The sequence below is a fragment of the Salinimicrobium soli genome, from assembly GCF_048323655.1.
GTDB lineage: Bacteria > Bacteroidota > Bacteroidia > Flavobacteriales > Flavobacteriaceae > Salinimicrobium > Salinimicrobium soli.
The window spans coordinates 235,132-250,758 of record NZ_JBLUWW010000002.1 but is presented as its reverse complement, the minus strand read 5'-3'; the positions used below and the strand labels follow the sequence as shown (position 1 = coordinate 250,758).

The window sequence follows — 15,627 nt, the reverse complement described above, 5'->3', positions numbered from 1 at the left end:
TTGTTAAAAAGTGCGTACTTGATTATCCTTCTTTTTCAGAAAGGGTTTTAAGAATTCCGGCTAATTTACCGCCACCAGACTTAAGTGCTGAAACAACATTCTTAGCAGGTGATTGAAGCAATCCGATGATATCTCCAATAACTTCTTCTTTAGATTTGATGTTAACCAGGGTTTCCAGTTTATCATCACCTAAGAAGATAGCCTCTTCAATAAACGCGCCTTTAAGTACAGGCTTATCAGATTTTTTTCTGAATTCTTTAATTACTTTGGCCGGTGCATTTCCGGTTTCAGAGAACATGATCGAAGTGTTTCCTTTCAATACTGAAGGAAGCTCTCCAAAATCCTTATCTGAACTTTCCATGGCTTTAGCCAATAAAGTGTTCTTAACTACCGCAAGCTTTACGTTTGCTTTAAAACAAGCTCTACGTAGGTTTGATGTATTCAGAGCATTAAGTCCTGAAATATCTGCTAGGTAAATAGTGCTATTATCAGCTAACTGGGCAGTTAAATCTTCAATTACTCTTGATTTTTCTTCTCTTGTCATAATCCAATAATATTATTGCTCAGTAAACCTTTTAGTATCTATCTCAACACTCGGACTCATTGTGCTTGACATGTAGATACTTTTGATATACACACCTTTAGCAGCCTGAGGCTTCAATTTTACCAGGGTAGTTAATAATTCTCTTGCGTTACCTGCAAGTTTCTCAGCCTCGAAAGAAGCTTTACCGATACCTGCATGAACAATACCAGTCTTATCAACTTTGAAGTCAATCTTACCGGCTTTAACATCTGAAACAGCTTTTGCAACATCCATAGTTACTGTACCGGTCTTTGGGTTTGGCATAAGCCCTCTTGGTCCAAGGATTCTTCCCAGGGGTCCAAGTTTACCCATAACACTCGGCATAGTGATGATCACATCAACATCTGTCCAGCCTCCCTTGATCTTTTCAAGGTACTCGTCTAATCCAACGTAATCTGCTCCTGCTGCTTTCGCTTCTTCTTCCTTATCTGGAGTCACAAGAGCCAATACTTTAACGTCTTTACCGGTTCCGTGAGGAAGGGTAACTACGCCACGTACCATTTGATTTGCCTTACGTGGATCTACGTTCAAACGAACTGCCAGGTCCACAGAAGGGTCAAAGTTTACGTTGGTAATCTCTTTTATTAAAGCTGAAGCTTCTGCAACCGAATAGGTCTTACCTTTTTCCAGTTTAGATTGTGCTTCCTTTTGCTTTTTAGTCAATCTTGCCATTTTTAATTTCTTTTTGGATTAAAAAGGTGCTTGTCCTTTTACAGTAATTCCCATAGATCTTGCTGTTCCTGCCACCATCTTCATTGCAGACTCAATTGTAAATGCATTTAGATCCTGCATTTTATCTTCAGCAATGGCTCTTACCTGATCCCAAGAAACACTAGCTACTTTCTTACGGTTTGGTTCACCAGACCCTTTTTTAGCCTTCGCAGCTTCCAATATCTGTACTGCAGCCGGAGGGGTTTTGATCACAAAGTCAAATGATTTGTCTTTGTATACAGTGATAACAACAGGTAATACTTTACCTTGTTTATCCTGGGTTCTGGCATTAAACTGCTTACAGAACTCCATGATATTCACCCCGGCAGCACCTAAAGCTGGTCCAACTGGTGGTGAAGGGTTAGCAGCACCTCCGCGAACTTGTAACTTAACAACCTTACTTACTTCTTTTGCCATTTTTCTAAATTTAAGTTGATAGTTTTATTAGTGGAAGCAGACTAAAACTATCGAAAATATGTGTGTGTAACAGTTATTATACTTTTTCTACCTGCATGTAGCTCAATTCCAATGGTGTTTTTCTTCCGAAGATCTTCACCATTACTTCAAGCTTACGCTTTTCTTCATTGATTTTTTCAACCGTTCCATTGAACCCGTTGAAAGGACCGTCAATAACCTTAATAGTTTCCCCAATGGTAAATGGTATAGCAACATTGTCTGCTTTTACAGAAAGCTCGTCTACTTTACCTAACATTCGGTTCACTTCAGATTTTCTGAGCGGCACAGGATCTCCTCCTTTTGTCTCTCCTAAAAATCCGATAACACCATTTATAGATTTGATGATGTGGGTAACTTCCCCACCTATATTGGCAAGAATCATCACGTAACCCGGAAAGTAAACTCTTTCTTTGTTCACCTTCTTACCGTTACGGATTTGAATTACTTTTTCAGTTGGAACAAGAACCTGATCAATAAAATCTTCCAGTCCTTCATGAGCGATCTCCCGCTCAATATATTCCTTCACTTTATTTTCTTGTCCGCTTACGGCACGAACTACATACCATTTTTTATCTTTCACCTCTGCCATAGCAATACAATTTATGATTTAAGCCACTCAAAATATTGCTCGATCACCGAACTAAACACAGTATCAACACCCCAGATCGCTAAGGCAAAAAGAACCGAGAAAACAACCACCACAATAGTAAGACGTTGTGCCTCTGGCCAGGTTGGCCAGGTAACATGGTTCTTTAACTCATTATATGATTCTGTAATGTAATTTGCTATTCCTGCCATGGTATAAAATTTAACTCACTAAAGCTTTTGCTTAGTGCAGGCATCCTGAGAATCATTACTGCCTAAAAATTGATCAATATTATTTGAAAAAGCGGTTTTTACAACCAATTCCTAAAGCACGGGTTGAGAGACTCGAACTCCCGACACCTGGTTTTGGAGACCAGTGCTCTACCAACTGAGCTAAACCCGTAAATATAAGTCAAGGTATTCACCGGAATGAATACCTCAACTTTTATATTTATAACTATTTACTAGTCTAGGATCTCAGTTACCTGACCAGCACCTACAGTTCTACCACCTTCACGGATAGCGAAACGTAGACCAACGTTCATTGCGATTGGCTGGATAAGATCTACAGTAATAGTAAGGTTATCACCTGGCATTACCATTTCAACACCTTCTGGTAGGTTAATTGTACCAGTTACGTCAGTTGTACGTACGTAGAACTGTGGACGGTAGTTGTTGTGGAATGGAGTGTGACGTCCACCTTCTTCTTTTTTAAGGATATAAACCTCAGCTTTAAATTTAGCGTGTGGAGTTACAGATCCTGGCTTAGTAATTACCATACCTCTAGAGATCTGAGTTTTCTCAATACCTCTAAGAAGAAGACCTACGTTATCTCCAGCTTCACCTCTATCAAGGATCTTACGGAACATCTCAACTCCAGTAACAGTAGAAGTAAGTTTCCCAGCTCCCATACCAATGATCTCTACAGGATCTCCAGTGTTAGCAACACCAGTCTCGATACGACCAGTAGCAACAGTACCACGACCAGTAATAGAGAATACGTCTTCGATAGGCATCAAGAATGGCTTATCAACATCACGCTGTGGCAATTCGATCCAGCTATCAACAGCTTCCATAAGCTCTAAAACAGTGTCAACCCACTTTTGCTCGCCGTTAAGCGCCCCAAGAGCAGAACCTGAAATTACAGGACCGTTATCACCATCATATTCGTAGAAAGAAAGAAGATCTCTAACTTCCATTTCAACTAGCTCAAGCAGCTCCTCATCGTCAACCATGTCAACTTTGTTCAAGAATACTACGATTCTTGGAATACCTACCTGACGTCCTAGAAGGATGTGCTCACGAGTTTGTGGCATTGGACCATCTGTAGCCGCAACCACAAGAATAGCACCGTCCATTTGAGCAGCACCAGTAACCATGTTCTTTACGTAATCCGCGTGACCTGGACAGTCAACGTGAGCGTAGTGACGGTTAGCTGTAGAATACTCTACGTGTGAAGAGTTGATAGTAATACCTCTTTCTTTTTCTTCCGGAGCGTTATCAATTTGATCAAAAGACTTAGCTTCTGAATAACCAGCATCAGCCATTACCTTAGTAATAGCAGCTGTTAAAGTTGTTTTTCCGTGATCTACGTGTCCAATTGTACCTATGTTAAGGTGCGGTTTGGAACGATCATAAGTTTCCTTTGCCATAATTAATACTTATTTAATCTTAGTTATATATTAGTGTTCAATTTTATACAAAATCTAGAGCCAACGACGGGAATTGAACCCGTGACCTCTTCCTTACCAAGGAAACGCTCTACCCCTGAGCTACGTCGGCAAAAAAGCATATCTCCAAGAAGTTGAACTTTATGGAGACAAAATCTAGCGGGTTTATTCACTAAACTTCACAAGACAAGATCTGCGTTTTCACGAGATCTGTCTTTGAGCGGGAGACCGGGTTCGAACCGGCGACATTCAGCTTGGAAGGCTGACGCTCTACCAACTGAGCTACTCCCGCATTAATTGAAGCATAAAATACTTCTGTTGGATGTATGGATTATTTTCCTTCAGAAAATGATCCTGTAAGGATGAACCCTTACTAAAGCCTTTTCATTCGATCGCTTAAGAAAGTAAAATTTCTAAGCAATCTCTTGAAAATTCTTGGTGGGGAGAGCAGGATTCGAACCTGCGAAGTTAAAAAACAACAGATTTACAGTCTGTCCTCGTTGGCCGCTTGAGTATCTCCCCAATTTTTACCTTTTCCAATATTTCACAGAACCATCACTTCGGATTGGCTTGTTTTTTGAAGCCGCAAATTAATAGAAAATAAAACTATCTTCCAAAGCTTTTTATTCAAAATTTTAAGAACTCTAAAAGAAGCTTTTTTAAACATTATCAGATCAAATTCTTAGCCTGATAAAAACTTCCTTTTTTCAAAATTTCAGAGCCGATGGAGGGACTCGAACCCACGACCTGCTGATTACAAATCAGCTGCTCTAGCCAGCTGAGCTACATCGGCCTTTCACAACCTTTTTCACAAAAAAAGTCCGCTATTTCTAACGGACTGCAAATGTATTAATTTTATTCAGTTCTCAAAACATTTCTTAAAAATATTTTAAGCTACCTGAGCATTAAATTTTTGTTTTCGTTTTTGTAGCTGGCGCACCAGGGAACTAACGCATTCATCCACACCTACTTCAAACCGCCTACCCTTCTTTTTGCAGATGATCTCGTCTCCCGGAATACTCAATAGAATTTCGGAAATCTTGTTTTCCTTTTCACTGGTGTTTTGAACCTTTAGATACACATCGGCATAGATCACATTGTCATAATAATTCTCCAGCTTGTCCAATTTTCGCTGAATGAAATCTACCAGTTTTTGATCTGCATGGAAGTTTACGGATTGTACGTTGACTTTCATAAAATTTGAGGTTTAGTTAAACAATTAACGAGATCCCTTCTTCCTGTTCCGCGGGTGTGCCTTCAGGTGAACTTTATTCAACTCAGCCATACTGTTATGGGTGTAAACCTGGGTAGCAGCGAGACTGGAATGTCCTAAAAGTTCTTTTACAGCATTTAAATGAGCACCCTGGTTCAGTAAGTGAGTAGCAAAAGAATGCCGCAGGATGTGCGGGCTTTGTTTTAACTTACTCGAGATACCTCTAAAATAATTATTAATTGTTCTATAGACAAGCGAATCGTAGGTTTTAACACCCTTCTTCGTGAGGAATAAAAAGCCTTGAGAATCGGCATTTTCCACCTCTTTACGCTCCGGCAAATAAGCCTCGACAGAAGTTTTAACAAGAGGTAGCAAAGGAATGTAGCGCTCTTTATTCCCCTTTCCGGTAACCTTCAGAAGAGAGTTACCAAGATCGATATCCTTAAGGCGGATATTAATAAGTTCACTGCGCCGTATTCCGGTTGAATAGAATAACTCCACCATTAATTTATTCCGAAGAGCTTCAAAACCTTCCCCTGCTTCTGCGTATAAGGCACGGGTAACTTCATCTTCAGAAAATGGCACCTGCAGCTTTCGTGAAACCTTGAGAGCCCGGTGTTTTGCAAGAGGGGAAATTTCCAACTCCCGTGTCTTCTGAAGAAATCTGTAAAAGGCCTTAAGCGAAGATATTTTCCGGTTGATGCTGTTATTGGAAAGCCCGCTTTCCACCAGTGTCACTATCCATGACCTTATGTGCCGGTATTCCACCCGCCGAAGATCTTCTTCTCCGAATTCCATTTTTAAGAACTCAGTAAAAGAACCCAGGTCATTTTGGTAAGCAGTAATAGTATGAGAAGAGTAATTCTTCTCAAGTTCGAGATATTCAAAAAACCGGGTTTGGAGCATAAAAAAACTGTTGACAGACAAAGTTAGAAACTTTTATCTATCAACAGTTAATATTATATACCTAAGAACCAGGCTTAGGAATTGATTCTAGATCTCTTCCTGATCTCTTAAGTGCTGGATGTATTCAGCTTTTTGGATTTGAGCCCTACGTTCTACTGACGGTTTAGTAAAATGCTGACGATCTCTCAACTGACGCATTGTCCCTGTACGATCAAATTTACGTTTGAAACGCTTCAGCGCTCTATCAATATTTTCTCCGTCTTTAACTGGTATAATTAACATAGTGTCACCTCCTTTCTTTAGAAATTGTTTTCGAGCTGCAAAGATAATCCTTAATTACAATCTCACAATATAATTTTAAAAAAGTTCCAAAAATTAAAGTACCAAACTCCAAATCTAATAACATGGAACCTGGAACATGTAACACTTAATTACTTCGCCGCCGGCTTGTACTCCTTTTTATCGATCACCATCTTGGCAATGATCTCTCTCAAGATCTCAGAGGTTCCTCCACCAATAGGACCCAGCCTGCTGTCCCTTGACAACCTCGCAAGCGGATAATCTTCCATATAACCATACCCACCCAGGAACTGAAGACAGTCATAAATAACCTGGTCAGCTATTTTTGTGGAAAGAAGTTTTGACATACTGGCTTCTTTCACCACATATACTCCCCTTTCCATTCTTTCGGCAATGGAGTAATTAAATTCTTTAGCCATTTCCACTTCACTGGCCATATCGGCAATGCGGTGACGTAGCGCCTGGAATTTATCTATCGTGCTGCCAAAAGCTTCCCTTTCGCTCATATATTTTAAGGTATAATCCAGTGCAAATTCTGCTCTTGCATGCGCATTGATTCCCATTATCAGCCTTTCAAAAGCAAAATGCTGCATGATGTAAGGGAATCCTTTTCCTTCTTCACCCATAAGATGCGCAGCAGGAACTTCTACATTATCAAAAGCGATCTCTGCAGTATCTGAAGCTCTCCAGCCCAGCTTATCGAGTTTAGTCGCTGAAATACCCGGCGTGTCACGATCGACAATAAAAATACTCATCCCTTTGCCCTTAAGCTCAGGATTGGTCTTTGCTGCCACCACCAGGTAATCGGAATAAACCCCGTTTGTTATAAAAGTTTTCGAACCGTTAAGGATGTATTTATCACCTTTTTTAACGGCAGTAGTTCTCATCCCGGCCACATCAGATCCTCCTGAAGGTTCAGAGATACAAAGACAACCTATAAGATCTCCAGAAATACTTCCTGCGAGGTATTTTTCTTTAATAGCTTCATCTCCTTCTTTTGCAACGTGCGTCATCGCAAGGTAAGCATGCGCCCACATAGCCGCCGCAAAACCTCCCGAATTGATCTTCTGTAGTTCTTCCAGAAAGATCACCGTATAGAAAACATCAAGGTTCAGTCCACCGTATTGCTCAGGATAATTAAGACCGAAATACCCCATGTCTCCGAATTTCTTCCAGATAAAACGCTCTATGGTTCCGGTTTTTTCCCATTTCTCAATGTGAGGCACAACTTCCTTTTGCAAAAACTCCTGAAAGCTTTTCCGGAAAAGTTCATGTTCTTCTGTAAAATATCTGCTATTCATAAATGTTTCGTCTGGATTAATTTTTTTAATCTGAATTTTTCGGGGGATAAGGAATGAATAGTTCCTTAGTCGATCGCCAAATATAATTTAATTCTGTCTAATTTTTCAACCGGAAATCCCTTAATCTGGCGCAGCTCCTCGAAGGAAGTAATGGAATCCCTGTTTTTCCGAAAAGAAATTACCTCTCTGGCAAGTTCGTAATTGAAATACGGCAGTTCTGAAAGCTCGATCACTGTTGCCGTATTAATATTCAGCCTGGGAAGACTGTTCTTTACGTCAAACCGCTCTTCTACCCTCCCAATCACCTCCGGGGAAAGTCCGTATACATCATGCACCTGGATCATTCCTCTAAAACCTCCAAGGCTTTGGCGGTAATTGATAATCCGGGCTGATAGTTTTTCTCCAATTCCGTTGATCTTCCTTAGATCTTCGGAAGTAGCAGAATTAATGTCATTTTTGGATACTACTGAAAAATGCCCTTTTTGAGTATTATTCTTTTTCGGTGAAACCGAAGCAAATTCCGGAAACTTGAAGTAGGGTGAGATCTTTTTCAGCAAAGAATCAGAAACTCCTGTTACCTGCCTGAATTCTTCCGCAGAATTAACCCAAAGTTCCTTTTCTCGATAGGAATGCAGCCTGTCTATTTCTTCTACAGACATTCCCAGGAGATAACCTTTATAATCTGAAATGAAATTGGGGTTAAAAGGCTGAAAAGAAATAGAATCCTTTTTTACAGCTATCTGTTTAAGCGAGTCGATTTGATGCTGAAGCTTCTCCACCACCTGCTGCTCTTTCGCGTTGACAGGTTCTTCGGAAGCAAAAGGATCAAGGAACCACAACAATTGTAACACAACTATAATGAACACCAAAAGAAAAATCCCATTTCGCTGACTTCGATTGAAAGCAAAATGGGATTTAAAATTATTCATTTTTGAAAGTTTAAGAAGCCTTTCTCACTTTCTCTTTTTCAGGTTTATGGAAAAGCTGACCAGATTTCAATTTACGAAGATATTCGTTCAGGTCGTTTTTCACTTCTCCAGACATTATATATAACCCAATAATATTAGGGAATGACATCGCAAGGATCATCATATCTGAAAAGTCAAGTACAGCTCCTAAACTTACTGAGGCTCCAACTACTACAAACACCAGGAAAAAGGATTTGTAAACAAGCTCAGTTCTTCTGCTCTTTCCAAAAAGGTAAGTCCAGGCTCTCATTCCATAGTATGACCAGGAGATCATTGTAGAGAATGCAAACAGGAATACTGCCGTTGCGAGTACATAAGGGAACCAGGAGATCACACTTCCAAAAGCGCTTGAAGTAAGTTCAACTCCTCCAACACCTTCTACTTCGTGCATACCTGTAAAGATCAATACTAAAGCGGTAAGCGTACAAACTACGACTGTATCAATAAATGGCTCTAACAGAGAAACAAATCCTTCAGAAGGAGGGTTGTTCGTCTTGGCCGCACTGTGTGCAATAGCCGCGGAACCAACACCCGCTTCGTTGGAGAAAGCTGCACGTTGGAAACCAACGATCAGAACACCTATGACTCCACCTTTTAGTGCGCTCGGACTAAAAGCTCCATCCCAGATAGCTGAGAATGCAGGTCCAATATTTTCAATATTCACAAAGATCACTGTCAAAGCTCCCAGCACGTATACTGCGGCCATGATAGGTACGATCTTTTCAGTAACTTTTGCAATACTGCTGATCCCTCCAATAATTACGATACCCACGATTACAGCAACGATAAGACCAAAAATGAATCCGTTACCTTCAAGGATAGGGAACTGCCCGGCCAGGATCACAAAAGACTGGTTGGCCTGGAACATGTTACCACCTCCAAAAGAAGCTCCAATAGCAAGAATAGCGAAGAATACGGCAAGGAATTTTCCAAGTCCGTTCATATTCCTTCTTTCAAGCCCGTAACGCAAATAGTTCATAGGACCACCAAAAACACGGCCTTCGCTGTTGATGAAACGATATTTTACACCAAGGGTACATTCTACAAATTTTGAGGACATTCCAAGAAGTCCTGCAATGATCATCCAGAAAGTAGCTCCGGCTCCACCCAGTGAAACTGCTACAGCCACCCCGGCAATGTTACCCAAACCTACAGTTCCTGAAACCGCAGTAGCAAGAGCCTGAAAGTGGGTTACCTGTCCCGGTGCATTAGGATCGTCATATTTTCCTCGAGCTAACTGAAGTGAATGTTTGAAGCCTCTAATATTGATAAAGCCCATTCTAAGGGTGAAGAATAATGCTCCAAAAACAAGCCACACCACAATGAACGGAATATCTTTGGTTTGAGGATCACCGTTAGGGTGAACCAGGGCAATTGGCTCATCATACTGAATAGCTGCCAGGTATTGAGCTCCCTGCTCGATAACGTGTTCTTTATTTTCAGAGTTGTAAATAACTCCTCCTTCTTTTACAAGATATTTTAAGGTACCGGAAGCATTAGCATAAGCAGTGGCATCAACCCCGTCTTTAGACACAATAGCTAGAGGATCACCTTTCTGAACTCTTGTTCCTTCCGGCTGCAACCATTCCTTCAGCACAAATTTTGCGTCAACGGTGGCAGTCCAACGTGGTGCAGGCACTCGTTTTTGATCTGCATAAACAACAGGATCATAAATTCCAATTGCAGAGAAAGGATCCCAGAAAAGGACACTCCCCATGCTTTCCACTATAGGAGCAAAGGTGCCGTTAAAATGTTCGGTAATGGCCTTTGCTGGTACCGTAAATTCCTCCTGTACTTTATTTCCTGCAGCATCGGTCACAGTCACGGTGTAAGGCACACCTTCCACGAGATTTTCAGAACGCGGAGAGTCCAAAGGGGTTTGCTGACTCGACCATTTGTACTGGTATGGCGGAGTTCCTCCTTCAACCTGCAGCTCGATAAAACCGTTATTGATAACCTTGGAAGGATTTCCAATTTCAGCTTTTACCTGCAGCTCCTGGGCCACCATGGTTAAAATTGAAAAAGAAAACAGAAATGAAAGCAAGTACTTTCTCATAAGATCTATTTAAAATTTAAATTTAGGATTGTTTTTTACGGCGAAGCAAGATGCTAAAAAAATTAACGTTTTCAAATTTTCATGAGTTAAATTGCAAAGAAAACGTTAACCGAAGCCTTTATGTGACAGGTTTCGGACAATTTCTTTAATTGCTACAGATCAAAAACGGAAGTCCTTTTCGCGTAGATCATATCTTTGAACTTCAGCAAAAAGGCAAGGGTCAGGTAGATGGCAAAACCAATCCCGAAGGTAGCGAAGGAGAGATAAATAAAGAATAGCCGCACGTTTTTCGCGCGCATACCCAGCTTATCGGCAAACCTCGATGACACGTAAAAGCCATGTCGTTCAAAGTAGCTGCGTATTTGATACATTCGGTCTTGCATAGTGCGAAGATACTAAACTTGCTGCTGATTTTTCAATAAATTCACCCCCAGCGCACAGTGCAGGCAGCGTTTTTGATCGCAGTATTCTTTCTTGAGTTGCAGTAAAGCCTGAGAACGCAACGCATTTTCTGCGGATCCTGGCCTGAGCATATTATACTTCTTGATCACTGAATTATCTTCAGCCTTTAAACTTTGCATGATTTCCAGAAGCCTGTCTTCAATATCTTTCCCAAGGCTCCTGAAGTATGTGAACTGAAGCGGCACCAGAGTGTTGATCACCAGCAGGTCCAAAAAAGCGGAAGTGGGCTGCTTTTTTCTTTGCGAATGAGCTTTTTCAAAGGTGTAATGGCTTCGCCAGAAATCTGAAGGTCCCGAGGAAAACAGATTTTTAAGATCAGTGGAATTTTCAGCTTTGATTACCTGCTGAAAAAGTGAACTTTTTGAATGGTATACGGATGCCAGTTGAGCCAACCGCAGTTCCGGAAAGTTGTCCGGACGTAATCGAAAATGCCGAACAGGGATTATACCTTCTCTTTTCAGATCAAATTTCTTCCTCAGATATTCATATTCCTTCTTCAACTCCAAAAAATAGGGTTCCTGCACCTCTTTTTCCAGCATTCCTGCCTGACCGAAAAAAAGCGCCTCGAGCTTCTGTCTCTGCACTCCACACTTTCGCACTACCTGAAATGGAATTGAAGCTGCAATACTAAAGAAAGCCTCTCCATTAATGTTGAGCCCAAAATTTTTGAATAGAAGCTGATAAAGCACCTCTTCCCAATCGCCGGCGGCCTTTTCAAGAAGAGTTTGAATGAAGCGGGATTTTTCTTCAAGCCGCTCAAAGAACAACCTCTCCAACCAATTGTCCAGAATAAAATCATCAAAAGTGGAAAAATCGGGCTCGCAGTTGATCCAGCGCAAGTTCCCTTCTATTAAATGACGATAACCGGCCAAAGCAGATTCCGGGACCAAATTCTTAAGCTCCAGTACAGGGACGACAGAATTATCTCTTCGGAAGATCTCTGCGTCGTGTTCCCACACCACATGAAGAATTACATTGTCATAGGCAGGATCGGTTTCATGCCCATGGAGATACCAATCTGAAGCTCTCAGGTGTATCTCCACATTTCCTGCCCATTCCTGCTCCCCTATCAGTAAGCGGGAGTTGAAAAAATCAGGTCCTGAAAGGTGGTTATGATTACCCGGTGAGATCACCTGTACAGGGATTCCTTTTGAACTCAAAAGTTCAGAATGCTTCCATTTCTGGAATTCCCATAAGTAGTGTAAGTAATCTTCCTGCATCAGATAAATATAGATAATTAACCCACATCTAACTGATTACCAGTAAACTAAAAACGCCCGCTTTTAGTTAAATTTCTGAAGAGACTTTTGCCAGTATTTCATCTAAAAATTCCTCTACCCAGAGACTATACATTTCCCCACTTGGGTGAAGTCCGTCGTTGGCTACTAAAGAAGGCTCGTCTTTTGCCCTTTTTGAGATGGGAGTGATGTTGTAAAAATCCACACCATATTCTAAAGCAACTTTTTGAAAAACAGCATTAAATTCTTCGATCTCCTTTGCAATCTCTTCAGACTTTGAAGCCCCAAATGGCGTAGCACCATAATCTGGAATACTCACTGCAAACACGCCGGCCTTCCCCGGAAATGAAAGTGCCAGTGCCCGGTCAAAGATCACTCTGAGCTCCTGCTCATATTCTTCTATTGATCTTCCCTGATATTGATTATTCACTCCAATGAGAATCGAGACAAGGTCATACCGCACGCCGTTTTCCAGTTGCTCATCCATTCCTGCCAAGAGATCTGCTGTAGTCCATCCGGTTTTGGCTATGATCTTTGGGTCTCTTATTCTCACTCCTTTTTTCTGAAGGCTATCAACCAGCTGCATCGGCCAGCGCTCCTCCTCTGCTACACTTTCGCCTATTGTATAGGAATCTCCCAGAGCGAGGTAGGTCATTGGTTCTTCATAAACTACCGGATCCGGTACCTCTTTTTCCGAAGAATTATTACAGGAAATCAGGCTCAGGATCAGGACGGCTAAACAGGTAAATTTTCTCATGCTGTGGTTTTAAGCTTCCGAAAATACAGACTTGAACCGAAATAAAAAAGCCCTCCGCAAGAACGAAAGGCTTCAAAAATGTCATTTTTGGAGGGTATTATTCGATATATCCCATTTTTCGCATCCAGTCATCGTTGAACATTTTTCCAACGTAACGGCTTCCGTGGTCATGAAAAAGGATTACCACCACATCATCTTTAGTGAACTTATCCTTTAGCTGCAGTAAACCTTTCATCGCTGCACCGGCACTATTCCCAAGGAACATACCTTCCTCTTTGGCCAGTCTCTGGGTATAAATAGCCGCATCTTTATCGGTCACTTTTGTAAAGCCGTCAATAATGCTGAAATCCACATTCTTCGGAAGTATATCTTCCCCGATCCCTTCAGTCACGTAAGGATAGATCTCTTTCTCGTCAAAAATGCCGGTTTCATGATATTTTTTGAAAACTGAACCATAGGTATCAATTCCCCACACCTTAATATCCGGATTTTGCTCTTTCAAATATTTTCCCACTCCCGAAATAGTTCCTCCGGTACCTACTCCCACCACAAAATGCGTCACCTTACCATCGGTCTGTTTCCAGATCTCCGGTCCTGTGCTTTCGTAATGTGCTTTTGTATTGGAAAGGTTGTCATATTGATTTACGTACCATGAATTCGGAGTTTCTTCAGCTAATCTTTTGGAGGTAGAATAATAGGAGCGCGGATCTTCAGGTGCCACATCTGTTGGGCAAACCACCACTTCACTGCCAACGGCGCGTAAAATGTCAATTTTTTCCTTTGATTGTTTATCGGCCATCACGCACACCATGCGGTAACCTTTAACGATGGCAGCAAGAGCAAGGCCCATTCCTGTATTTCCGGACGTACCTTCGATAATTGTTCCACCCGGCTTCAAAAGTCCGGCAGCTTCAGCATCTTCGATCATCTTCACCGCCATGCGGTCTTTCACCGAGTTTCCCGGATTAAAGGTTTCATATTTTGCAAGTACCAGGGCATCAATCTCCTCAGCAAGTTTATTGATCTTAACAAGCGGAGTGTTTCCGATAGTTCCCAGTATATTTTCAGCGTATTCCATATCAAAAAATTTCGGCTGCAAAGGTAACAAAAAAAGCAGCTTATAAAAGGCTTCAAAAGGAGTGCCGAAAATGGCATTTTTGAGAGGTGATTCCTACAGAACCTAGTCGAATTTCATCGCCTTCACCGGAGAGATACGGGTGATAATGTAAGACGGCAGCAGCAGCATGAGCATACACAGGATCAGAGTTCCAATGTTTACTCCCAGAATATATTCCCAGCCTATGTAAACAGGGGCTTCGGTCACATAGTAAGTTTCCGGGTTTAACGGGATCAGTTTAAAGTATTTTTGGGCGTACAGCATTCCAAGGCCAATGAGATTACCCCAGAACAAGCCTAACAGGATCAAATATCCGGCATTATACAGGAAGATCTTGCGCACGCTCCAGTCATTACTTCCCAATGCTTTAAGGATCCCTATCATTTGGGTGCGTTCCAGAATGAGCACCAGCAAAGCAGTGATCATATTGATTCCCGCCACCAGGATCATGATTCCAATGATTAGCGCGATATTAAAATCGAAGAGCGATAACCACTCAAAAATGGAATAATACTTCTGCTTTATTGTCCGCGTATCCAGGAAAGAACCCGTGTTTTCATAGATCTCCTGCCCTTTCTCATCCAGGTCGTCAAAGTCTGCTAAAAAAACTTCAAAATTCCCGATCTCATCCTCATTCCACCTGTTCATTCGTTGAATATGCCGGATGTCCCCCAGCATATACAATTCGTCAAATTCCTGAAATCCTGAATTGTAGATCCCTTTCACTGTAAACCCTCGCACCCACGGACTTTTCATACTGTCTTCGCGAAGGAAATAAGTTACCACCTTGTCCCCTACTTTAAAGCCTAATCGGTTAGCGATGTACTGAGAGATCAGTACTTCCTCAGAAACTCCATCAGAATAATCGGGAAGCTCCCCCGCCACAAGAAAATCTTCAAAATTGCTCCATTTAAAGTCGGCACCCACTCCTTTCAGAATAATACCCTCAAAATCGGTCGCTGTGCGAATGACGCCGCCTTTATAGGCTGTGGCCTGCACGTGCTCCACCCCTTCTACCGAAGTGAATTCAGGATAGAAATCCTGATCTTTGGAAACCGGAGTAAGTGAGATCTTGGAGTTGTTGTTGTCGTAATTGGAAATAGTAATATGACCGGTAAAAGCAGACATCTTCTCACGGATCTTCTTCTGGAGTCCGAGTCCGGTCGCAAAAGACACCAGCATCATGATCACCCCAATGGAAATGGCCGCAATGGCTATTTTTATTATTGGGGCCGAAATGCTACTTTTGTGCTGCTTCGCACTAATAAGGCGTTTGGCTATAAAAAATTCCAGATTCAAGAGTA

Annotated in this window: 17 protein-coding genes and 5 tRNA genes; all 22 read right to left on the bottom strand. The window is 41.6% G+C overall.

Annotation, left to right across the window (positions count from 1 at the left end; genetic code table 11):
• Positions 1-22: 22 nt before the first annotated feature.
• Entirely contained in the window at positions 23-544 is a 522-nt protein-coding gene (rplJ, locus tag ACNORC_RS06600) for a 50S ribosomal protein L10 (RefSeq protein WP_418334834.1), read from the bottom strand.
• 12 nt (positions 545-556) lie between these two features.
• Entirely contained in the window at positions 557-1,255 is a 699-nt protein-coding gene (gene rplA / locus ACNORC_RS06595; protein WP_418334833.1) for a 50S ribosomal protein L1, read from the bottom strand.
• Positions 1,256-1,273: 18 nt separating this feature from the next.
• Positions 1,274-1,711, bottom strand: a complete 438-nt coding sequence (rplK, locus tag ACNORC_RS06590) for a 50S ribosomal protein L11 (RefSeq protein WP_380737379.1) — start codon at positions 1,709-1,711, stop codon at positions 1,274-1,276.
• A gap of 76 nt (positions 1,712-1,787) precedes the next feature.
• Positions 1,788-2,339, bottom strand: a complete 552-nt coding sequence (nusG, locus tag ACNORC_RS06585; RefSeq protein ID WP_418334832.1) for a transcription termination/antitermination protein NusG — start codon at positions 2,337-2,339, stop codon at positions 1,788-1,790.
• An 11-nt stretch (positions 2,340-2,350) separates the two neighbouring features.
• Positions 2,351-2,548 (bottom strand): preprotein translocase subunit SecE, encoded by a 198-nt coding sequence (secE, locus tag ACNORC_RS06580; RefSeq protein WP_418334831.1) that lies wholly within the window; start codon positions 2,546-2,548, stop codon positions 2,351-2,353.
• 117 nt (positions 2,549-2,665) lie between these two features.
• Positions 2,666-2,738, bottom strand: a tRNA-Trp gene (locus ACNORC_RS06575).
• A 61-nt stretch (positions 2,739-2,799) separates the two neighbouring features.
• Entirely contained in the window at positions 2,800-3,987 is a 1,188-nt protein-coding gene (gene tuf, locus ACNORC_RS06570; protein ID WP_418334830.1) for an elongation factor Tu, read from the bottom strand.
• A 58-nt stretch (positions 3,988-4,045) separates the two neighbouring features.
• Positions 4,046-4,117 (bottom strand) — tRNA-Thr (locus tag ACNORC_RS06565).
• A gap of 107 nt (positions 4,118-4,224) precedes the next feature.
• Positions 4,225-4,297: transfer RNA gene (locus tag ACNORC_RS06560), tRNA-Gly, on the bottom strand.
• Positions 4,298-4,441: 144 nt separating this feature from the next.
• Positions 4,442-4,527, bottom strand: a tRNA-Tyr gene (locus ACNORC_RS06555).
• 197 nt (positions 4,528-4,724) lie between these two features.
• A tRNA-Thr gene (locus ACNORC_RS06550) sits at positions 4,725-4,798 on the bottom strand.
• 96 nt (positions 4,799-4,894) lie between these two features.
• Entirely contained in the window at positions 4,895-5,200 is a 306-nt protein-coding gene (gene hpf / locus ACNORC_RS06545; RefSeq protein WP_418334829.1) for a ribosome hibernation-promoting factor, HPF/YfiA family, read from the bottom strand.
• Between the two features lie 24 nt (positions 5,201-5,224).
• A complete protein-coding gene (locus ACNORC_RS06540; RefSeq protein ID WP_418334828.1) occupies positions 5,225-6,124 on the bottom strand; it encodes a tyrosine-type recombinase/integrase in 900 nt (299 codons plus the stop codon).
• A gap of 87 nt (positions 6,125-6,211) precedes the next feature.
• A complete protein-coding gene (rpsU, locus tag ACNORC_RS06535; protein ID WP_418334827.1) occupies positions 6,212-6,406 on the bottom strand; it encodes a 30S ribosomal protein S21 in 195 nt (64 codons plus the stop codon).
• Between the two features lie 149 nt (positions 6,407-6,555).
• Positions 6,556-7,725, bottom strand: coding sequence for an acyl-CoA dehydrogenase family protein (locus ACNORC_RS06530; RefSeq protein ID WP_418334826.1), 1,170 nt, complete (start codon positions 7,723-7,725; stop codon positions 6,556-6,558).
• Positions 7,726-7,790: 65 nt separating this feature from the next.
• Positions 7,791-8,654, bottom strand: a complete 864-nt coding sequence (locus tag ACNORC_RS06525) for a ComEA family DNA-binding protein (RefSeq protein WP_418334825.1) — start codon at positions 8,652-8,654, stop codon at positions 7,791-7,793.
• A 10-nt stretch (positions 8,655-8,664) separates the two neighbouring features.
• Positions 8,665-10,749: an amino acid carrier protein gene (locus tag ACNORC_RS06520; protein WP_418334824.1), complete on the bottom strand. Its 2,085-nt coding sequence runs from the start codon at positions 10,747-10,749 to the stop codon at positions 8,665-8,667.
• A 152-nt stretch (positions 10,750-10,901) separates the two neighbouring features.
• Positions 10,902-11,132 carry a PspC domain-containing protein gene (locus ACNORC_RS06515; protein ID WP_418334823.1) on the bottom strand — a complete coding sequence of 77 codons (231 nt, stop codon included), beginning with the start codon at positions 11,130-11,132 and terminating at the stop codon, positions 10,902-10,904.
• A 12-nt stretch (positions 11,133-11,144) separates the two neighbouring features.
• Positions 11,145-12,431 carry a DUF2851 family protein gene (locus ACNORC_RS06510; protein ID WP_418334822.1) on the bottom strand — a complete coding sequence of 429 codons (1,287 nt, stop codon included), beginning with the start codon at positions 12,429-12,431 and terminating at the stop codon, positions 11,145-11,147.
• Between the two features lie 67 nt (positions 12,432-12,498).
• Positions 12,499-13,206, bottom strand: a complete 708-nt coding sequence (locus ACNORC_RS06505) for an SGNH/GDSL hydrolase family protein (RefSeq protein WP_418334821.1) — start codon at positions 13,204-13,206, stop codon at positions 12,499-12,501.
• Between the two features lie 97 nt (positions 13,207-13,303).
• Positions 13,304-14,284, bottom strand: a complete 981-nt coding sequence (locus ACNORC_RS06500; RefSeq protein ID WP_418334820.1) for a PLP-dependent cysteine synthase family protein — start codon at positions 14,282-14,284, stop codon at positions 13,304-13,306.
• 102 nt (positions 14,285-14,386) lie between these two features.
• Entirely contained in the window at positions 14,387-15,622 is a 1,236-nt protein-coding gene (locus ACNORC_RS06495) for an ABC transporter permease (RefSeq protein WP_418334818.1), read from the bottom strand.
• Between the last annotated feature and the right edge of the window lie 5 nt (positions 15,623-15,627).